This window comes from Paenibacillus sp. RU5M (assembly GCF_900221055.1).
Classification (GTDB): domain Bacteria; phylum Bacillota; class Bacilli; order Paenibacillales; family Paenibacillaceae; genus Paenibacillus; species Paenibacillus marchantiae.
This window is the reverse complement of sequence record NZ_OBQM01000002.1, coordinates 472214-493592: the sequence shown is the minus strand read 5'-3', so window position 1 is coordinate 493592 and position 21379 is coordinate 472214. Positions and strand designations below refer to the sequence as shown.

Here is a 21379-nt window from a genome sequence, read left to right as displayed (position 1 = left end):
CTGATTAATCTCCAGCGAGAAGTTTATATTATAGATAACCTGGTATGATTAAGCATTTTGCTTACATTCCACAAAGCGAGTATTCTCAAGGAGGTTTTTCAGATGAATGAACAAAATCATGTTATCCATAAAGATGGACAAGTTTCAACCGACAAGGTAGACAATGCGATTGATAAGATTGCGCCGGAGGAACGGGAACAGATTTTACAGAACTTTGATGCCTTTAAAGGATATCTGGGCAAACGAATTGCAATGGGAGAATCGATTGGACTGGGTGAGGAGCAGATGGCCAAAATCGCTGAGAAAGTAGCCGACTATTTGGCAGCCCGGGAAGAGCCGCGTAACCGTGAAGAGAAGTTGCTGCAAGAACTGTGGAATGTCGGGAAAGAGGAAGAGCGCCATATGCTGGCTCATATGCTAGTGCGTCTGGCACAAGGTTCAACCCCGAATCATTAAGATTGAGCTGAAATTAAAAGCTAAGCCAATAGAGACTCTGGATGCCATGGCATTCAGGGTTTCTTTTTGATGACACCTATTGTAACTATTTTTCATCTGGCTGATACTTTTGCAGTGTGTACACCCAGTATGATAGGGAGAGTAAAAGAAAGATTAAATATTCATATGAGCGTTTGAAGAGAAAGCCTTCCGGTTAAGGAATAGTAACGTTCATAATAAGGAGAGATGCTGCCTATGAAGAACGCGGCGAAACAATGGAAATTACGAATGCTGGGTGCGGCTGTTGCCTTGCTTGGCATGATTGTGCTTGCTACATATTTACTTACACCAGCGAACGCTGAGGAGAGCACGGACTCTGTACAGGCTTCTGCCAAAGCGCAGGCTGCAAACTCCGAGATGTTTACAGCGTATGTGGAAGACATACAGCATGAGAATGGTAAATTGTACTTGATTGTAGACAAGATTGGCTGGTACCAAGGTGCAGAGGCTGATAAAGTTTTTGAACAACGCAATCCGGGCTCTGGTATAGATGGTGCTCCTGATGGTTATTATATTGTCAATGACAGCAAAGAGCAGGAAAAGGTAGAAGTAAGTGCTAATGCTGAAGTGTTGATGCAGTTATATGATCGTGATGGTACAGTGTCGGGCACCACTATTCAATGGAATGAGTCAGTGGCGCTCAGCAAATTCGAATCTTTGTATGACAATACCAATATTCTTGATCTGTCCGTATTCCCGTATCACCTCACTGTACAGGATGGAAAAGTGATCAAAATTGTACAGCAATACATTCCATAAAATTAGATCAAAATGCAACGGTTAAGCATTCCTCCGGTTCCATTGAACCGGCAGGGATGCTTTTTGGTTATGACAAATTCATGAAGGAGATTGTAATTCATGGTATGTACATGTATCATTATAGGAATGGTGTTTTTACATAGTTCAGGAGGCTTCTCATGCTTAAAGACATGATTGCATTAACGAAACCCGGACTTTTGCGGCTGAATGTGTTTGCGGTAGCGGTAGGGTTCTGGGTCGCTTCAAAATGGGATATCTCGTGGATATCTCTACTCATGGTGTTGATTGGATCAACCTTGGTCATCGCTTCGGCATGTGTTATTAACAACTACTGGGATCGTGAGTTGGATCAGAAGATGGAGCGCACCAAAAAACGGATTGATTACATCAATCATCTTAAACCCAAGTTTGTATTGGGGTATGGAATTGTACTTGGTGTAGTTGGTTTTGTGCTGCTGTACTTCCTGGTCAATCCGTTATCCGGTTGGATGGCACTGCTCGGATGGTTTGCTTATATCGTGATCTACACGATGTGGCTCAAACGCAGCTCGACCTGGAGTACATCATTGGGTGGAATTGCGGGGGCGATGCCGCCTGTAATCGGTTATTGTGCGGTAACCAATCAGATTGACGCAGGTGCCTGGTTGCTGTTTGCGCTGTTATTTCTGTGGCAGCCACCTCACTTCTGGTCACTCGGGATTCGCAGAGTGGAAGAATATCGTGCAGCCGGTTTCCCACTGTTGCCGGTAGTCAAAGGTGTGAAGCGCACAAAGGTGCAGATGATTCCTTATGTATTTCTGTTGCTTCCTGCTGTATTTCTGTTGTATTACTACAACTACGTTGGGCTTGTGTTTCTGCTTGTATCCGTCATTGGTGGTCTGATCTGGTTTGTCCATACACTAAGCGGATTGAAAACTCAGGATGATGAGAAATGGGCCAAAGTTAACTTTCTGATCTCCGTCAATTATCTCATGGTTGTATTCATTGTCATGGTGGCAAACACAACCTGGTCCTGAGCAATTCATCAGTTTTGTATTTTTGTGAAAAATTCGAATATGAAGATGCAGAGTTAGCTGTGGCACCTTACGAAAAAGCACGCTGTAGAATAGACTTGGACAACCTGTGGTTGTTCCGGCATACTTCTCGGGGTGTTTTTTTGCTATAATTATACTTTGGAAAATGATTTTGGAAGAATGGGAAGTGGAGTAGATGAAGGATTTACAGCAGGCTATCCTCTTGAGAACGGAGGGGGAAATGCAGGAGGCGATAGAGCTGCTGCAGGAACTGGCGTTACAGGAACCAGACAATGCACAGGTTTGGTACCAGCTGGCTTGGGCTCATGATTCACTTGGACTGGAGCGGGCAGCGGTACCGCATTATGAGAAGGCTCTAAGTCTTCGGCTTCCGGTTGAGGACAGGACAGGTGCCATACTCGGACTTGGCAGCACATATCGGACTCTGGGGCAGTATGAGCAGGCGAAGGCCTGGTTTGAAAAGGGATTAAGTGAATTCCCGGAGAACCGGGAATTTGAAGTTTTTCTTGCCATGGTGCTCTACAATCTGGGCGAGCATGCGGAGGCAATGAAGCGGTTGCTGGTACAACTGGCTGATACATCAAAGGATAAGGGAATAACCGACTACAGCAGAGCCATCCGTTTCTATGCAGACCAGCTGGATCGGGTATGGGATTAGGTTGAGTCAACGGAGGACCGATTATAACGATGGAGTTAGCCATTCCTGTACCGCTTCAATAAAACGACGCGAAGCGGGGGACAGATTGGTGAGAGACGGGCAAGCGATGCCAATTGTACGATAAGGATCTCCAGTGAGTGGAACAAGAGCGAGCTCGTTCGTATGGTGTTGAAGAACCATTTCAGGCAAAAGACTGATGCCAAGACCGTTTCGAACCATCGCCATGATGGCCTGATCTTCGGCGACCTCATAGACCACATTCAGCTTGGCCGCATGCTGTCGGATCAACCGTTCGATCTCGTTATCACCACCCCATTTAGGCAAAATAAAGGGCTGTTCCAGCAATACATCAAATGAGACAGACTTCTCCGTAGCGAGTGGATGTTCCAGAGGCAGGATGCACATCATCCTGTCTTTTTGTAATGGAATTGTCTCAAAAGGCGAAGAATCGCCAAGGGACAGAAAACCGAGATCGATTGCACCTCCAGCCAGCCAGCCTTCAATTTCTGCGTAGTCGCCCTCCCACAGCTTAATCTCGATTCCGGGATGACCGAGGCGAAATTGCTTCAGGATGCCAGGCAGCCACTGCGTGGATACACTGGCGAATGTGCCAATACGAACGGTTCCAATCTCGGCGCCGCGAATCAACGAAATTTCCTGGTTCATCAGTTCCGTCCAACGCAGAATTTCACGAGTATAGCCCAGAATCCGTTCCCCTTCGGCAGTTAGTCGTACACCAGAGCGGCCTCGATTCAGCAGCGAAAAACCACACTCGGTCTCCAGACTGGCGATCGCATGACTGACCGCTGATTGGGTAATATTCAATGCTTCTGCTGCTTTGGTGAGGCTGCCGTATTCCACTACGGCATTCAAAATTTCGTATTTGACCAATGACATGAAAGATTCCGTTCCTCTCTTCATATAATACATGAGTTTATTTCATATTAAATATTATAAATATTCATTTTAATAATGCAAAGAGATCGTTTATACTTGCCAAGGCGAGTTAGTTCGATAGAGCCTCGGTTAGATTACAATACATAGAATGAAGGTAGAAGCAAGATGAACGGAGTACGTGCACCACAAGGTCAGGCATCAAGAAGAGCAGATTTGCAGATGCTGCTCGCAACGGTAATATGGGGATCATCCTATCTGTTTATGAAATCAGGACTGGAGTCCATGCAGGAATTGAATCTGGTCGCTTTTCGGTTTGGAATTGCCTTTATCGCGGCAGCTGTCCTTTTCCATCGGCGACTGTTCAGAATGGATCGGGGAACGCTTGTAGCAGGGGCTATTATGGGAACAGCGTTATTCGCGGCCTTTGTATTTATCACTTATGGAGTACAGCGCACAACGGCTTCCCAGGCAGGATTTTTGATCAGTTTGGCAGTGATCTTTGTGCCCATCCTGACGACAATTCTGCATCGCAGAATGCCAGACTTGCGGTTAACGATAAGTATTCTCGTGGCGGTAATTGGGCTCGCATTGTTGACACTTCAACATGAGCTTAGCCTGCACATGGGGGATATCCTATGCATTCTCGCAGCATTAATGTACGCGATCTACATTATGATTGCTGGCAAGTATACGCCGAAGCATGATCCACTAACGCTGGGAACGGTGCAACTGGGCGTTGCAGCCCTGTGGGGGCTGGCTGCTACATTTGTGCTGGAGACACCACGTTTACCTGACACACCTCAATCTTGGGCGGCCATTCTGGGTCTGGGAGTACTGTGCAGCGGCATTGGCTACATTTTACAGACTCTTGCCCAGCGGCATGCTTCACCAACGAGAACGAGTCTGATCTTTTCGCTTGAACCACTGTTTGCAGCAGCATTTGCGTTTACCTTTCAAGGGGAGTCCCTTACTCTGCAAGGGTATGCGGGTGCAGCACTTATGCTCATTAGTGTTCTGATTACGGAGATCAGAGTCCCTTATCCGTTATTCTGGCGCAGAAAGCGGACGGCATTACAGACCGAACTGGGAGATCAGGGAGCGCCGGGTGTATAATTTTGAAATAAAGCAAGAGTTCTTCCATCATCTTCATTGTGAAGGTGTTGGAGGAACTTTTTTGTTATTTATCCAGCAGAGATTCAGAATCCCTAGCAAATTATCAACCTAACAAAATGAATTTTTTCATAACTTGTTTTGTTGAATCCCTTTTTTTATGCTACACTAAATGAAAAATAAAGGAAAAACGGGTGAGAAGGATGGCCAAAAGAGTAACCATGCAGCAAATTGCCGATGCTGCGGGGGTGTCCAAATTCGCAGTCTCTCGTGCGTTAACCGGTAAACCTGGTGTCAGTGAACATACCCGGGAGATGATTGTCAGAACGGCAGGACAGCTCGGATATTTCAAAGCTGAACCGAAACGTTTCCTAGTGGAAACCCCTGCTGAACAGGAGATGAAGATAGACAGACAGGGGACTATTCTGATCTTGTTTCCTAACATTCGTTCGCAGAATCGATCCTCCCTGTACTGGGGTCCCATCTTTGAGGGAATATCTGCACGCCTGAATGAGAAGGGCATGGATATCCTGACCTTGACGGAACCTTCCTCAGATCGCATGTTTTCGGTGCTGAATCCTGAAGCCATCAGCGGTATTATAACTGTCGGTTCCATTTCCACATCCGTATTGCTCGAGATTTATCGACTGCATATTCCACTTGTGATGGTTGATCATGAAGACCCGGCAATTCATGGAGATACGGTGTTTACAGATAACATGAAATGTATGCAGGAACTGGTGTTGATGCTCGTTGGAAAGGGCTACAGACGGCTACAGTTTGCTGGCGAATTGCCTGATGCAGCCAGTTTCAGAGAACGATGGCTCGGCTATCGTTCAGTACTGGAAGAGATGCAGCTGCAGGTCTCGCAGCAAGCAGATTTGCTGGGACCTGATCTGGATCACATTCGGGAATCGATTATCGCCATGAAGATGGAGGATATCCCCGAAGTGATGGTATGTGCCAACGACCACATGGCCGCTGTTGTGATTGGTGCACTCCAAAGCAGGGACATCGAGGTGCCGGAGCGCTGTGCAGTAACCGGGTTTGATAATACCCGTGCAGAAGAGCCTATTCTTGCTACGGTGCATATCGATAAGGAGAATCTGGGCAGACGTGCGGTGGACCAGTTATTATGGCGGTTGGAGCATCCGGACGGGCCTTTTGAAAGAAAACTGATCTATTCGGAATTAATCATTCGTGATGAGTACAATGCTATTTTGCCGTGAAGCTAACGAACGTGAATTTAGAAATGTTAATAATAACACACGCCAGGACGCTATAAACTTGGGGTGAAAAGACATGGAGAGATTGGGCTTCATGTCTTTTTTTGTTATCGGATATGTTTTTTTGAAATAATCCACAAAACAGATTGACTGAATTGAGCATATCATGTTAATTTTGTTTTGTAAGTTATTTGTTTTTATAATAACAAAACCTAACAAAATGTTTTTTTAAAAAAATACTTCAATGATAACGGAGGCTGTCATGAGCAAAATACAATCGCAAACTTTTCAGAATTGGACGTTCAAGGCTTGTGAGGATCAGGAATGGATGCCGGCTCACGTACCCGGCTGTGTGCATACGGATTTGCTGAAACTGGGTAAAATACCGGACCCTTTCTATGGAACTAACGAAAAAGAAATTCAATGGGTCGATAAGAAAGACTGGGAATATCGCACGGAATTTGATGTGAATGAGGCACTATTGTCGTCGCAGCATCTGGAGCTGGTCTTTGATGGTCTGGATACATATGCAGATGTGTATGTGAATGAACAACATCTGTTGTCGGCAGACAATATGTTCCGGGTGTGGACAGTCGACGTGAAATCTGTTGTAAAGGCAAGTGGCAACGTACTCCGAATACGTTTTCGTTCTCCGATCAATGAAGATCTGCCGAAGCTGGAGAAACTAGGATATGCCCTGCCTGCATCGAATGATCAATCTGACGTGGGGGGATTAGGCGATAAAAGAGTGAGTATTTTTGCACGGAAAGCCCCGTACCACTATGGTTGGGACTGGGGTCCACGTTTTGTAACCAGCGGAATCTGGCGTGAAGTACGCCTTGAAGGCTGGACAGACATACGAATTAATGATGTATTCATTCAGCAAAATGAAGTAACTGCTGCTTCCGCTTCGCTCACTGCCGTCGTGGAAGTGGAGTCTGAGCAATCCATAGAAGCGATCATTCGAGTAGGAACGGATGAACAGAGTTGGGAGCAGGCTGTAACCCTGAAACCGGGCGTCCAAACTGTGGAGGTTCCAATCTCTATTGTTGAGCCGAAGTTGTGGTGGAGCCGCGGATTGGGTGACGCGCATATGTATTCTTTCCATACGAAAGTGATTCAGGGCGAACAGGCTGTGGCTGAGTCTACAGTCAAAACGGGTATTCGGTCCATTCGTCTGGTTCGTGACAAAGATAAAGCGGGAGCATCCTTTTATTTTGAGTTAAACGGAGTTGCTGTGTTTGCCAAAGGTGCGAACCACATTCCCAACGACAGCTTCATAACAGAAGTGACACGTGAGCGCTATCTGCATGAGATTGTATCTGCTGCCGAGTCGAACATGAATATGCTCCGTGTATGGGGTGGTGGTTTCTATGAAGAAGACGTATTCTACGAGTTGTGTGACGAATATGGTTTGCTCGTATGGCAGGACTTTATGTTTGCTTGCAGCATGTATCCTGGAGACGAGGCTTTCCTGAACAGTGTGAAGCATGAGGCGATTGATAATGTGAAACGTCTGCGTAATCATCCAAGCATCGTGCTGTGGTGTGGTAATAACGAGATTGATTCAGCGTGGGCACATTACATTGAGGATGGCGGCTGGGGTTGGAAAAAAGATTACAACGCGGAGCAAAGAGAACGCATTTGGGCGGATTACGAAGCTATTTTCCATGATCTTTTGCCTGAAGTGGTTGAAGCCTATGCTCCTGGTGTGGATTATTGGCCTTCTTCACCACTGGTATCACTGTCGGGAGACGAGAAACAGCATGCTCACCCATCCACATCTGAAGGGGATATCCACTATTGGGGTGTGTGGCATAATGTGGAGCCCTTTGAGAACTACAACGTTCATGTTGGACGCTTCATGAGTGAGTATGGCTTCCAGTCCTTCCCTGAGTATGATTCGGTTCGCAAGTATGCGGAGGAAGAGGATTTGGCATTGGAGTCTGAAGTCATGCTGGCGCATCAGAAGAACGGGGCAGGTAATCGTCTGATTAAACAATACATGGATATGTACATGCATGAGCCGAAGGATTTCCCATCCTTTCTCTATATGAGCCAAGTGCTTCAGGCTGAGGCGATGAAAACAGCCATTGAGGCTCACCGTCGTCGCAAACCGTTCTGTATGGGAACGCTCTACTGGCAGATGAATGATTGCTGGCCGGTGGCTTCCTGGGCGGGTATGGATTACTTCGGACGTTGGAAAGCATTGCAATATTACGCGAAACGCAGCTTCAGCGATATCTTGGTATCGGTAGATGGTACGAAGGAAGATGTGACAGATATTTACCTCATCTCGGATCAGCTTGAACCTGTGAAAGGCAAACTCCAGATACGCCTGATTGGCTTTGATGGCACGGTATATCGTGAGGAAGAGCATGAAGTCGCTCTGGCATCCAACTCTGGTCAACAGGTGCTGTCATTGAGCCAGGCGGAATGGCTGGAAGGTCGCGATGCTGCAACAACATTGCTGCGTATTGATCTGAAGCAGGATGGGGCATCCGACATCACACAGGAACATTATTTTGCACCTTCAAAGGATATTGCATTGCAACCAGCGCAAATTAAGGTAACCGAAGTTACCGAGAATGATGGCGTGCATCTGGTCCTGGAAAGTGATGTACTTGCAAAACAAGTATGGATTTCTACTGAGGCAGAAGGGGTGTTCTCGGACAATTTCTTCGACCTCATTCCGGGTATTCCTGTGAAGGTTAAGTTCACCGCCAGAGGGGAATTGCAAGGATCTGATGGTGCTGTCTCCAAGGCGGGGGCCATCCAGGTTCGTTCCATGGCTGACTTTATCAAATTGTAATCAAGTAAGATTGGTTTATGTTGTTAACGCCCAATTCTTTAAGGCCCGGATGCACTTGATGTGCATACCCGGGCCTTTTCATGGTTCATTTTGTTTTAAGCGCAGAGATGTTACATATTATTGAATCTCCAAGATTTCGATATCATACGGCTCCAGTTCCAATCGAGGTCCTTTCATAGTTCCATCCAATGCACTTTTGTATGATGCTTGCAACGGAATGGAGCCAGATTCAGGACTTAAATTCAGGATGAAACGAAACGTTCCATTCGGTCCTGAGCGGGTTGTCACCTGGACACCGTCTGGCAGAGTTTGAATCCCGGACAGGCCACATTGTTCAGCGATGTTTTGCAGTAACTGGCTCAGATAAGCTTCATCCGGCTGGGTCGCTACATAATAGACAGCGCCTTTACCCCAGTTGTTTTGGGTGACAGCCGCACTTTCGGCATAAAATTGATCCGCATAAACCGCAATCGCCTGTGCCGTGTCCAGTTCCAACACATCAGCCCATTGTGAGGCAGCATATGTATTGCCCTTCTCATCCCGAATCTGAATTTGGTCACCACCAATGGGGTCATATTCGGTAACACGCACGCCCGAGCAAGCAGATAACATACCTGGAAGTGGCTCCATGACACAGACGTTGTTATCGTTTTTGACACCGGTGCGATGCGTTAAGACCAATATGCCACCATCCGCTGCAAAAGCTTGCAGACGTTCCGCGGTGCTCTCGTCCAGCAGATACAAGTGCGGTGCGATGATGATTTTGTAGCCATCGAGCGCTTCCGAGGAATGGATAACATCTGTACTAATTCCCCATTTGGTTAGGGCACGATGCCATACTTTTATATTTTCGTAGTACTCCAGTACTTCCGCCTGTGGCTGAATTCGTAAAGCGTTTAACTGATCATGCGAATGCAGGATGGCGACTTCGTTCTGCAATGTTGAGCCTTGCAGGCGTTCACCCAGACTGTTCACTTCGGTACACAGTTGCTGAAACTCCTTGAACCGTCGCCCTGGAACATTGCTGTGATCAATCAGTCCGTGCCAGAACTGTTCTGCTCCTATAGTGGCACTGCGCCAGCGGAAATGCACGACCGCATCCGCTCCACGGGCAATAGTCTGCCATGAGTAAGCACGCAAGAAGCCGGGCTGGGGTGAACGCCACATCGGAAACCAGCATCCTGGAGGTCCGCTAAGCTGCTCCATAATCCAGAAATTGCGGCGTTTGATGCCACGTGTTAGATCTAGCGACAAAGCGCCACTGTAAGGTGCGGTGTCCGTTTTGTTAGGTGAAGGGTTGGGATAGTAATCAAAAGAAGCGAAATCCAGATCCTGACCGATTTTATATTGATCTGCCTTTTGCGGATAGCTATGAAAATTATGAGTGACAAAATGATCGGGACAGTTATGCCGAATGATCTCGATTTGGATGCTTTGAAAAGCAACAATGGAATCCGACTGAAAACGGGAGTAGTCCAGCAGGAACGAAGGATTCTGAAACGGAGAGCCGCCATATGGTGGCGTCACCTGTTCCCAATCGCTGTATTCTCCACTCCAGACAACAGTACCCCAAGCCTGGTTGAGCTGCCCTAGTGAAATGTAACGGGCTCGAACCCACTCGCGAAAAGCCTCTGAACAAGCAGTACACTGACAATCCGTGAAACTGAATTCATTATCAGTCTGCCAGCCAATCACAGCCGGATGTCCTGCATATCGCTCGCTCAGCTTCTGAACAATTCGTGCACTGTACGTCCGCATGCTCGAACTGTTATAACAGCGGTGGCCGCGGACTCCTTCATGGTACAACTGTCCACTTGGCAGCACCGGCAGAATATCAGGACATTTTTTGGTGAGCCACCGTGGTGGTGTCATCGTTGGTGTACCGATCACCACCTGGAGCCCATTGCGATGAAGGGTATCGAGCGCCTGATCAAGCCATGTCCAATCGAATTGTCCATCGGCAGGCTCCATTCGACTCCAGGCAAATTCACCCACACGTACAATACGTACACCACTATCGGCCATTAATCGGGCATCCTGCTCCCACAGATTAGGGTCCCAATGTTCAGGATAATAATCAACACCCATTTGAATAGGTCGGTTTTGGTTCATGTATGCTAATCTCCTTTGGTCTGGAACATAATGATTTTCATGCACGCTCAAGCCAGTGCTTAATGACTCCACTATCATCATCTTGTGGAAGAGTGTCGAGTCTATTTCATTTTATAATGTATAATGAGAGGGGAATATAATAACATGTTGCGATAGGGTATCATGATCTTGCTATTTTTGGGGGAAGAACATATGCGAAACCATTGGTTTATGCCGGAGCCCGGGCATGCAGGGTATGCATGTTATCCAGTAGCCTACGGAAGATATCTCGATCCAGAGCACAAGGAACATCGTCCGCACGGAATACGAGAGTATAATTTGCATCTGGTTTTCAACGGACAGGGTGAAGTGAGAACCGAGCAGGGTAGCGTTCGATTAACGGCTGGACAAGGTTTTCTATATGCGCCGGGACAGGCGCAACAGTATTATGCCGATCCATCTGATCCCTGGGATATCAGATGGATTCATCTGCAAGCCCACGATCTGGAGCGGCTGCTAGGCTTGCGGAATCCGGATAAAGTGTGGCTCTTTTCATTCTCTGGCGAGGAACGTTTCGAGGAGTTGCATGAACAATTATGCCAGCTCGGTGAAGGTTATGAGAGTGTGCATGAACCGAAGTTGTCGGCGGTACTGTATGAGTTGCTAGTTGAATTGGCACGAAATTCGGAGTCAATCGAAGGGACGTCATTACTGAACCATCAGGATACAATCCGCTCAACAGCCGATTATATTCGTCGTCACTGCACACAACCGCTAAGTCTTGCTGAAATGGCGGATATAGCGGGATACAGCGTGTATTATTTTAATCGCATGTTCAAGAGTATCATGGGTGTTCCGCCCGGCAGGTATCTGCTGGACTGCCGCATTCTGGCCGCGAAGAAAATGCTCGTAGACTCGGAACTATCCGTAAAACAAATTGCTTCTCAGTGTGGATTTACACACAGCAGTTATTTTATTCGTATGTTTCGGACGGATATCGGGATGACCCCGCAGCAGTTCAGGCTTCTCTATAGCTCAGGCAGTGGGAAATAGGAAGATTTCACACGATTACTAATGCTTTCTATACAAGCATGCATAATTTCCCTGCAATAACAAACAATACAATCAAATTCAATTCAAGCAGGGAAAGGAAGTGCCTGAGCATGTGTAACCGTTTTTCGTTGGCAGCCGATTTGGATGAGGTCAGGGATCATTTTAAGATTCAACGGGTGATGTATTATTACAAAAACCGTTACAATATCAGCCCAACCCAGCATACACCGATTATTTTGCATCAGGATGGTGAGCGGGTATTGGACGAGTTCCGATGGGGATTCATTCCGTTCTGGGGACGCGATGCAGTCAATGCCAATCTCATGACGGTCCATGAGAATCCAGCCTACTACAAGCTGGTAGAGACGAAGCGTTGTGTTATCCCATGCAATGGTTTGTATTACTGGCGTCAAGAAGGCAAGAAAAGCTATGCAGTGCGAGTGGTTATGCCGGATCGCGGATTGTTTGGCATAGCGGGATTATACGAGGTATGGAAAGATACGCGCAAACAGCCACTGCGTACCTGCACGATGCTGATGGCGGGGGCGAACATGGTTACACGGGAGTTTGGCAGCAAAATGCCGGCGATTCTGTCTGAAGAAGAGATCAATACCTGGCTGGATCCGGCGAATACACGCGTGACACAGCTGCTACCGTTGTTGAAATCCTACAACAGTACAGAGATGAATCTGTATCCGGTAACTCCTATGGTAGCCAATGATGAGCATGACTGCTATGAATGTGTGGAAGAGATGGACCAGAAGCTGGCATACGTTCGCAGTTTCTAAGCTGAGCAAGCAGTTTTATGAGGCGGAGAGTTGTAAGACACTCCGTCTTTTTGGGTTGAGAAAGAAGAAAAAAGTGTAATGGACAAAAGGCGGATAGTGAATGGAGCAGTGAGATTTAAGCATCGAATGGATAAGGGGTGAAAAATGAAAAGTTGCAATGTGAGTGAAACGTAACTATAATAATTACAGTAAGCGAACGCATATATTCATATATCTATTAAAAGAGATATTTAATCAGGAGGGAACCACGAATGAATCCAAAGTATAGCCCAATGTTTGAACAAGTTTCACTGCCAAGCGGCATTACGCTGAAAAACCGGATCGTGCTCGCTCCAATGACTCATATGTCCTCGAATCCCGATGGTACTGTATCAGACGCTGAACTTGCTTATTATGCGCGTCGTACTGGCGGTGCTGGTATGTCTGTTACAGCGGTAACTCATGTAACTGCGAATGGAATTGGTTTTCCGGCTCAATTTGGCAGTTATGACGATAGCTTTATTCCCGGTCTGAAACGTCTGGCCGATACGATTAAGCAGCAAGGCTCCAAAGCCGTACTGCAAATCTTCCATGCAGGTCGTCTCACGCCAGAACAAGCGGTACCAGCGGGTCAAGTCGCTGCTCCAAGTGCTGTTGCCAGTGAGCGTCCGGGATCTCCTGTACCAAGAGAGCTGTCTGATGACGAAATTACGTCCATTATCAAGGACTTTGGGGAAGCAACCCGTCGCGCCATTGAAGCTGGCTTCGACGGTGTTGAGATTCATGGTGCAAACGGTTATCTGATTCAGCAGTTTTTCTCTCCACATTCCAACCGACGTGAAGATCGTTGGGGTGGAAGCATCGAGAAACGTCTCACATTCCCATTGGCTGTGGTAGATGAGATCCAGAAGGCTGTAGCTACACATACGAAACTGCCGTTTATCGTTGGATACCGTTTCTCACCAGAAGAGCCGGAAACACCGGGGCTGACCATGGAAGAGACGTATGCATTGGTTGATGCGCTGAAAGATAAAAATCTGGATTACCTGCATGTATCCGTCAACGAGTTCTGGTCCAAGCCAAGACGAGGTGAAGCAGATACTCGCTCCAGAATTGAATTTATCCTTGAACGTGTGGGCGGTAAACTGCCTGTCATTGGCGTAGGTTCCATCCATACCGCAGACGAGGCAGCCGAAGCTCTCCAGAGTGGTGTGCCACTGCTTGCGATTGGTCGTGAGCTGATTATCGAGCCTGACTGGGTTGAGAAAATCGAAAGCGGACGTGAGGAAGATATCGAGACGATTCTCACCAAATCAGATCAGGAACGTCTGGTTATCCCTGACGGTCTGTGGAATGCAATTATTCACACACCGGGCTGGTTCCCTATGGCTGACGATAAATAAGACACAATTTCATTGGAAATGGAGGGAGCATAAGCTAGCTTACGCTCCCTCTTTTTTGCACCCTCTGCGCGCTCGATGAAATTCTCCTTCCGGGGGCACTGTGGTATGATGGGATGAACAGGATTCATCTTGGATAATCAACGGTTTGGAGTGAATGAAGATGCTCGTGGCTGAACGTTATGAGAAAATTGTGGAATGGGTAGATGCGCAGGGAAGTATGCGCGTAACCGAGCTTAGTGAGCGCTGCGGTGTGACGGAAGAGACGATCCGTCGTGATCTGGACAAGCTGGAGCAGGCGGGAAGGCTCAGACGTTCCCATGGCGGGGCTGTCAGCGTAAAATATAAAGAAGAGGGGCAGTCGGAGATCCCTTATCCGGAGCGGGCTGTAACTCATGCAGAAGAGAAACGCAGAATTGCGGACGAAGCGTTGAAAATGGTAGAGCACGGTGACCGGATAGCGCTGGATGCCAGTACAACTGCGTGGTATATGGCGGCTGGACTGCCGAACATACCACTCACCGTGTTGACCAACTCCATTAAGGTCGCAGCGGAGCTGAGTAACAAGGAACAGATCCGTGTAATCGCGACAGGCGGGCAGCTTGCTTCGAAGTCCCTATCGTTTGTAGGGCCGCTAGCTGAACGGTCGCTTGATGCGTATCATGTGGATAAAGTTTTCTTATCCTGCAAAGGTGTACATTTGACCAAGGGCATCAGTGAGTCGAATGAATTGCAGGCGCTGGTGAAGCAGAAGATGATCAGCATAGCTGATGAAGTTATATTGCTGGCGGATTCGAGCAAGTTTGGCGTGCAGGCTTTTACAAGAGTGGCTGAACTCAGTAGTGTGGCAAAAGTAATAACGGATCTGGGCTTAGAGGAAGAGCAGGTTAGCGCACTGAATGAACAATCCATAGCATGTGTCCGTGTCTAATTAGAAAGGAATGAATATAATGAAACATCCTTTTCACCTGAAAGCTACTTGGAATGGTGGACGTAACAGTGAAGGGCATATTGATGCAGGCGGGTTAAAAACAGTCATTTCGATTCCACAGGAGATGGGTGGTCCGGGTACCGGTACCAATCCGGATGAAATGCTGCTGGGTGCAGCGTCCACCTGTTATTTGATTACGCTGGCAGCAATGCTGGAGCGATCGGAGATTACACCGGATGAGCTGACACTGGAGTCCGAAGCGACAGTGGATGTTACCAATAACGTATTTACGTACGAACGGATCACACACAGACCTCGCATTGTGCTCAAAGCGGATGCATCTGATGCTGATGTAACGAAGGCGGAGCGCTTGGCACATAAAGCAGAAGAGTCCTGCATGATCTCCAGAGCGGTAGCAGGTAACGTCGCCATTGAGACACAGCCAGTGATTATAACAGCAGGCGTTAACGCGGTGTGATATACTGAAGAGTAGGCGGCTTCAGCCGTCATTTGTGTAAGATAAGGGGAAGTTCGGTATGAACCTACAGAAAAGCAAAAACTCACGTTTTGCGCGTTTAACACGTGCTTTGAAGCTTAATTTTCTCAAATTGTTACGTGCTCCCGGCGGGGCACATAAAGTATCTACCGGATTTGCTTTGGGTTTTGGTTTGGAATTGATCGTCATTTCCACAGCATCACTGGTATATCTCGTGTTCTATCCGATTGTACGTTTGTCCGGTGGTTCACTGCCAGCGGCTATTGTGGGCAACGTGGTCGGCAAGCTAACTTTCCTGCCCATCATATTGATGCCACTTGCCAAGCAAATTGGTTCCTGGATATTGCCGGCGCACAGCATGGGGCAGGGACTTGTTCATGAGAGTGCCTTTATGGAGCTGTTTCGCGGCAACTGGTCCGCGCTAAGTGAACTATTGCGGGGTGGTCTGGATATTCTGGCAGGCATGTCCGTCTTTGGGGTCATCCTGGGTGTGATTTCTTACTTTGTCGTCAAGTTCTTCTATGTCAGAGCACTGAAACGTCGCTTTGAACGTCGGTTGGAGAAACGCAAGCAAGCAGCGATGTCTCCAACTTCAGCTTCCGTGCTGATCAGGAAGACATCACAATCATGATCGGCAGAATGACCATGGACGCAGCAGTTGTCCACAGAATACAGCGGGACACAAACTGCGGAGACGCATTGAATTGCTCGGCCAAAATTACGGCGTTCACTGCGGTCGGCATGGACGCTAGGATCAGCAGCACACTGAATAACGTTCCTTCAATCTGAAGTGCAGTCAGGATTAGATATGAGAGTACTGGTGCTGCAGCAAGCCGTACTATAAGTCCAGTCCAGAACGCTTTGCGCACGTTAGGTTTCCAAGGTTCGACGGAACCACGTGGTCTGAGCATCTGTGCACCGAGAATGGCCAGTACGACAGGAGAGTAACCGGCTGCGAGCATGGAGATGCCTCCATCCAGTGCCACTGGCAAGCTCAGATTGGATGCACGCAGGATGATGGCTATCGAAGCAGCATAGATGGAAGGCATACGGAAGACGGACAGAATCGCATTTTTGACCGTGAATTCAGATCTGGCGGCAAAAAAGATACCTACTGTGTTTACAATGATCATCTGTCCGATGACATATACCGAAGCCTTATCCAATCCAAGCTGTCCAAAGGCAAGCAACACAAGCGGGAGCCCATAATTCACGCAGTTCGTAAACGTGGAGACAAGGGTAAGTCCCGCTTTTTCGCTTGCCCCAAGATGGAATACTCGGCTCAGCAGTTCAGCCAGTGCCCACAAGGCGATCAGATTAATCATGGAGAACCAGAATGTGCCGGTTACGTCTGTCCATGTAATATCAGCATGTAGCAGTGTATCAAAGATAAGCGCAGGGCTCAAAATATAGAGAGAAAAGGTCGACAGCGGCCGAGTATCCCAATGTTTGAACCGTTTTAACAATATGCCTCCGATCACAGGAAGCGATATGGGCAGAAATACATGATATAACGTGAGTAGAAATGAATTAAACAATCGAAATTCAGTCCTTTCTGGATGAAAAACCTATTTTATCATAGCAGAAGTTGACCTTTGTCGGGAATGGATTTTGGTATTGACTTGCGTAATGAGCATATGTTTGAGGCCACTTCTTTGATGGATGCGCAGGGGCGGTGGATTGCTATTTTGATATGGCAGATTTATTATAGAAGAGGTGCAACCAGATTACATACACATAGAGGAGGAAACTGTAATGAGTGAATCAAAACGCTTGCTCGTATTGGTCGGCTCTTATGCCGAAGCGGAAAATGAGGGCATTTACGCATATGAATTGAATGAGGATACAGGTAACCTCTCCAAGCTTGACGGCATCGCGGGCGTGAAAAATCCAACGTTTGTAAACGTGGATGCTGAAGGTAATAAACTGTATGCGATCGGTGAGACGGCGTCTGCCGAAGGCAATAAAATGTCTGAAGCTGTAGCTCTGAGCATTGATCCTTCAACAGGAAAATTGTCATTGCTGAATCGTCATGACTCCATTTCGGCTCCACCATGTCATATCCAACGTGATCCTTCCGGACGTTACTTGATCCTTTCCAGCTACCACGGTGGTCTGGTGGGTCTGCAAGCCCTGGCGGATAACGGTGAAGTTGGCGTGCTTCTGGATGAGAAGAAACATGAAGGCAAAGGTGCGCATCCTGAACGTCAGGACAAGCCGCATGTGCATTCTGCATTCTTCAGCCCGGATGGCAAATACATGATGGTACAGGATCTGGGTGCGGACAAAATCGCAATCTACTCCATTGATGCAGAGAAGAACGAACTCGTACTGCACAGTGAAACCAAAACACATCCGGGTGCAGGACCTCGTCACTTGGCATTCCATCCGAATGGTCAATTCGCCTATGTTATTAACGAAGTGGATTCTTCCATTACGACTTTCCGTTATGATGCAGCAGCAGGCACATTGACAGAGGTTTCCACCGTTTCCACATTGCCTGACGGCTATGATGGCAGTGAAAACACAACAGCTGAAATCGCCGTATCAAACGATGGTCGTTTCGTATACGGTTCGAACCGCGGGCATGACAGCATCGTGGTATTTGCAGTAGACGCTGAAACAGGACATTTGAAACTGGTTGAGCATGTATCTGCTGAGGGTGAACACCCACGTCACTTTGCTTTGACTCCGAATGGCAAACTGCTGATCGCAGCTAACCGCGATACCAACAATATCGTTTCCTTTACAGTGGATCAGGAGAGCGGGCGTCTGAAATACACAGGCCACAGCACAGGTGTATCCAAGCCGGTATGCGTGAAACCTGTTTATCTGTAAATCCAAGATTTGAATGATTAACCGAGAGGTTTAAATACGTTTTCAGGATCAATTTGTATAATCTTGTTGACTTGATACTTTGGAAAGACCCTGTCCTTGTGGCGGGGTCTTTTTTGATGAGAAGAGGAGCACATGAATTCGCAGATAACCACATATGTGGATTGTGAACGATAACTTATTTTCAAATTTAAGTTCATATAACAATGTAATTCAATCAATAGTATCGTGCAAGTAACTACCTGACTTCAAAGTGCGTACTTCCTTAACGGATAGTCAGGTTCTACAATGAATGAGTAGCCATGACAAACATTGCATGCATCTGAACTGGCTGAACGGTGCAGGCTAAATATTTTAACATCCTTTACAGGATATACTCATACTCGAACAACAAAAGGAGAAATGAATCGTGAAATTGCAATTGGCATTGGACTTGGTAAACATCCCTGAAGGTATTGCACTTGTTAAAGAAGTTGAACAATATATCGATATCGTTGAGATTGGTACGCCAATCGTTATTAATGAAGGTTTGCACGCGGTAAAAGCGATGAAAGAAGCATTCCCTAATCTGCAAGTTCTTGCAGACCTTAAAATTATGGACGCTGGTGGTTATGAAATCATGAAAGCAGCTGAAGCTGGTGCGGATCTGATCACTGTGCTTGGGGCAACCAATGATAGTACGATCAAAGGTGCAGTAGCAGAAGCGAAGAAACAAAACAAACAAGTTCTTGTGGACATGATCAACGTGCCTAATCTTGAACAGCGTGCTCGAGAAGTTGATTCGCTTGGCGTAGATTACATCTGTGTACACACAGGTTATGACCTGCAAGCTGAAGGACAAAGCCCGTTCGAAGATCTGCAAACGATCAAACAAGCCGTGAAAAATGCAAAAACAGCTGTAGCTGGTGGCATCAAGCTGGAAACATTGCCTGAAGTGATCAAAGCACAACCGGATCTGGTGATTGTGGGTGGCGGTATCACTGGACAAGCAGACAAAGCTAAAGTTGCAGCTGAGATGCAACGTTTGGTTCAACAAGGGTAAGACAGATGAGCAGCCGACAATACGCAGTGGACATCTTGAAGGAGCTGGAACGTACGCTAAGCCAGATCGACGACTCGGAGATGCAGGCCATGGCGGAACATATTCTGGCTGCCGAACAGGTTTTTGTGGCAGGCGCAGGCCGATCCGGTCTGATGGGAAAGGCTTTTGCGATGAGATTGATGCAGATGGGTCTGCGGGTATATGTAGTTGGGGAGACCGTTACGCCAGGGATCTCTCCGAAAGACTTCCTCTTGTTATGCTCAGGCTCAGGGGAGACAGGCAGTCTGGCAGCGATGGCTCAGAAGGCCAGTAAAGCAGGTGCTCCTGTGGGTCTGATCACAATTAAACCAGAGTCCACCATTGGACAGCTGTCCGATACCGTGGTTCGTCTTCATGCATCCGCCAAAGAAGATACAGCAAACGCCGGAGCGACAGTGACCATACAGCCGATGGGCTCTCTGTTTGAACAGGGGCTGCTGCTGAGCATGGATGCACTGGTGCTCACCATGATGGAAATGAAGAGTATGACTGGAGCAGACATGTTTGGGCGTCATGCCAACCTGGAATAGACCATATGTCATAAACTTGATGAAGTAGAATATATAAGTTGAACTAAACATTTACACAACAACGTAGAGGACAGAAATAAGCTGGAGAAGCGGAGCGTTCGCGTTTATGACCAGATTTTCACTTTTGATAAAGAGGATGAAAAAATCTGGGCATAACAGTGATCGGAAGATTGTTCTGTCATCGGAGTGGCTAGTGTAAATATTCATTAGTTCAACTTATAGATGAAAGACCGGAATACCCTTAAACAAGAGGGAGTTCCGGTCTTTTCTGCTATCGTTGTTTGTGGTCTGATTCGGGGTTTGCTTAACATCAGAGTCTTGCTGTAGTAGAATGTATACAAGCTGTATCGAACCAATGAACCCGTTATATGATACAAGGGAGCGGCAAGTTCTCCTGTTGCGGAGTGTTCTTGTGATATGCGAAATGCATTTTAGCGATATAATATTGAGTGCAAGAAAAGGGGGCTCGGAGCCATGGCAACCGAAGTCAAGGAACGCATCAACTTGAAAGAGATCAACTGTGAGAAAGAATTGACCCTTGCTGTTATTGGCGGCAAATGGAAACTGATTATTTTATGGCATCTGGGTCTTGAAGGCACCAAACGTTTCAGTGAATTGAAGCGATTGATTCCTCATATTACCCAAAAGATGCTGACCAACCAGTTGCGTGAGCTGGAGGAAGACAAGCTAATTGAGCGCAAGGTGTATGCAGAAGTACCTCCTCGTGTGGAATATACGATGACGGATCACGGACAGAGCCTGATGCCCGTGCTGCATGCGATGTATAACTGGGGTAAAAACTATGGTGAAAATGTAATTTGGAAATCAGAATAAGTTATAGTCAGACGAACCGCCGGGTAAATGGACACTTCCATTACCTGGCGGTTTTTCTTTCCCTCTAATTCACTGACAGTTTTAAAAAAGTTTTCTTGAAACGTAGAAGGCAGAAATAGCCTGAAGAAGCGAAGCGTTAGCCTAAAAGCTTCTGAAAGAAAGCTGCATCGGAAGCATATGCTTATCCCCGGATTTCCCCTTTAGAAAAGGGATCAAAAAATCTGGGGATAACAGCGATCGGAAGGTTATTCTTCCGTCGGAGTGGTAAGTGTGAATATTTTTTAGTCCAATCTATAATCCCTTGAACCAAAAGGCTCATTTTAGGATATGTAAGGCATAAATGCTCCGAATATGATACGATGAGAGATAT

At 47.0% G+C, this 21379-nt stretch carries 20 protein-coding genes; 17 read left to right on the top strand and 3 right to left on the bottom strand.

Going from position 1 to position 21379, the window contains the following annotated elements:
• Positions 1–102: 102 nt before the first annotated feature.
• The 4 genes from CRO25_RS07865 to CRO25_RS07850 all read left to right on the top strand — a co-directional run bounded on the left by CRO25_RS07865 (position 103) and on the right by CRO25_RS07850 (position 2946).
• A complete protein-coding gene (locus CRO25_RS07865) occupies positions 103–456 on the top strand; it encodes a DUF3243 domain-containing protein (protein ID WP_072732493.1) in 354 nt (117 codons plus the stop codon).
• Positions 457–690: 234 nt separating this feature from the next.
• Entirely contained in the window at positions 691–1254 is a 564-nt protein-coding gene (locus tag CRO25_RS07860) for a hypothetical protein (RefSeq protein ID WP_063563311.1), read from the top strand.
• A 158-nt stretch (positions 1255–1412) separates the two neighbouring features.
• Entirely contained in the window at positions 1413–2270 is an 858-nt protein-coding gene (gene cyoE / locus CRO25_RS07855) for a heme o synthase (protein WP_063563312.1), read from the top strand.
• Positions 2271–2463: 193 nt separating this feature from the next.
• Positions 2464–2946 (top strand): tetratricopeptide repeat protein, encoded by a 483-nt coding sequence (locus tag CRO25_RS07850; protein ID WP_079694579.1) that lies wholly within the window; start codon positions 2464–2466, stop codon positions 2944–2946.
• A gap of 21 nt (positions 2947–2967) precedes the next feature.
• Here CRO25_RS07850 and CRO25_RS07845 read toward each other — a convergent pair whose 3' ends face one another.
• Entirely contained in the window at positions 2968–3843 is an 876-nt protein-coding gene (locus tag CRO25_RS07845) for a LysR family transcriptional regulator (RefSeq protein WP_079694924.1), read from the bottom strand.
• A 165-nt stretch (positions 3844–4008) separates the two neighbouring features.
• Here CRO25_RS07845 and CRO25_RS07840 point away from each other — a divergent pair, with 165 nt between their 5' ends.
• From CRO25_RS07840 to CRO25_RS07830, 3 genes are all read left to right on the top strand, one after another.
• Complete coding sequence (locus CRO25_RS07840) at positions 4009–4956, top strand: DMT family transporter (protein ID WP_079694578.1); 948 nt, start codon at positions 4009–4011, stop codon at positions 4954–4956.
• Positions 4957–5156: 200 nt separating this feature from the next.
• A complete protein-coding gene (locus CRO25_RS07835) occupies positions 5157–6182 on the top strand; it encodes a LacI family DNA-binding transcriptional regulator (protein WP_079694574.1) in 1026 nt (341 codons plus the stop codon).
• A 259-nt stretch (positions 6183–6441) separates the two neighbouring features.
• The gene (locus CRO25_RS07830) at positions 6442–8991 is read left to right on the top strand and encodes a glycoside hydrolase family 2 protein (RefSeq protein ID WP_079694571.1); all 2550 of its coding nucleotides are present in this window, start codon (positions 6442–6444) and stop codon (positions 8989–8991) included.
• 117 nt (positions 8992–9108) lie between these two features.
• On the opposite strand, the gene CRO25_RS07825 is transcribed toward CRO25_RS07830, so the two are convergent.
• Complete coding sequence (locus tag CRO25_RS07825) at positions 9109–11103, bottom strand: beta-galactosidase (protein ID WP_097115750.1); 1995 nt, start codon at positions 11101–11103, stop codon at positions 9109–9111.
• A gap of 192 nt (positions 11104–11295) precedes the next feature.
• Between CRO25_RS07825 and CRO25_RS07820 the strand changes: the two genes are divergently transcribed.
• The 6 genes from CRO25_RS07820 (at position 11296) to CRO25_RS07795 (ending at position 16360) form a co-directional block, all read left to right on the top strand.
• Complete coding sequence (locus CRO25_RS07820) at positions 11296–12135, top strand: AraC family transcriptional regulator (RefSeq protein WP_179132111.1); 840 nt, start codon at positions 11296–11298, stop codon at positions 12133–12135.
• A gap of 110 nt (positions 12136–12245) precedes the next feature.
• Positions 12246–12923, top strand: coding sequence for an SOS response-associated peptidase (locus tag CRO25_RS07815; protein ID WP_063563320.1), 678 nt, complete (start codon positions 12246–12248; stop codon positions 12921–12923).
• 251 nt (positions 12924–13174) lie between these two features.
• Complete coding sequence (locus tag CRO25_RS07810) at positions 13175–14305, top strand: NADH-dependent flavin oxidoreductase (protein ID WP_079694568.1); 1131 nt, start codon at positions 13175–13177, stop codon at positions 14303–14305.
• Positions 14306–14465: 160 nt separating this feature from the next.
• Complete coding sequence (locus tag CRO25_RS07805) at positions 14466–15233, top strand: DeoR/GlpR family DNA-binding transcription regulator (RefSeq protein WP_079694566.1); 768 nt, start codon at positions 14466–14468, stop codon at positions 15231–15233.
• A gap of 19 nt (positions 15234–15252) precedes the next feature.
• The gene (locus CRO25_RS07800) at positions 15253–15711 is read left to right on the top strand and encodes an OsmC family protein (protein WP_079694564.1); all 459 of its coding nucleotides are present in this window, start codon (positions 15253–15255) and stop codon (positions 15709–15711) included.
• A gap of 58 nt (positions 15712–15769) precedes the next feature.
• Positions 15770–16360, top strand: coding sequence for a DUF2062 domain-containing protein (locus tag CRO25_RS07795; RefSeq protein ID WP_063563324.1), 591 nt, complete (start codon positions 15770–15772; stop codon positions 16358–16360).
• Here the strand turns inward: CRO25_RS07795 and CRO25_RS07790 are convergent.
• Positions 16338–17267, bottom strand: coding sequence for an AEC family transporter (locus CRO25_RS07790; RefSeq protein WP_079694562.1), 930 nt, complete (start codon positions 17265–17267; stop codon positions 16338–16340). The genes CRO25_RS07795 and CRO25_RS07790 overlap by 23 nt on opposite strands.
• 217 nt (positions 17268–17484) lie before the next feature.
• Here CRO25_RS07790 and CRO25_RS07785 point away from each other — a divergent pair, with 217 nt between their 5' ends.
• The 4 genes from CRO25_RS07785 to CRO25_RS07770 all read left to right on the top strand — a co-directional run bounded on the left by CRO25_RS07785 (position 17485) and on the right by CRO25_RS07770 (position 21009).
• On the top strand, positions 17485–18567 hold the full coding sequence (locus tag CRO25_RS07785) for a lactonase family protein (RefSeq protein WP_079694560.1): 1083 nt from the start codon (positions 17485–17487) through the stop codon (positions 18565–18567).
• A gap of 406 nt (positions 18568–18973) precedes the next feature.
• Entirely contained in the window at positions 18974–19606 is a 633-nt protein-coding gene (gene hxlA, locus CRO25_RS07780) for a 3-hexulose-6-phosphate synthase (protein WP_063563327.1), read from the top strand.
• 5 nt (positions 19607–19611) lie between these two features.
• A complete protein-coding gene (gene hxlB / locus CRO25_RS07775; protein ID WP_079694558.1) occupies positions 19612–20175 on the top strand; it encodes a 6-phospho-3-hexuloisomerase in 564 nt (187 codons plus the stop codon).
• 474 nt (positions 20176–20649) lie between these two features.
• Positions 20650–21009 carry a helix-turn-helix domain-containing protein gene (locus CRO25_RS07770; RefSeq protein WP_063563329.1) on the top strand — a complete coding sequence of 120 codons (360 nt, stop codon included), beginning with the start codon at positions 20650–20652 and terminating at the stop codon, positions 21007–21009.
• The last annotated feature ends 370 nt before the right edge of the window (positions 21010–21379 follow it).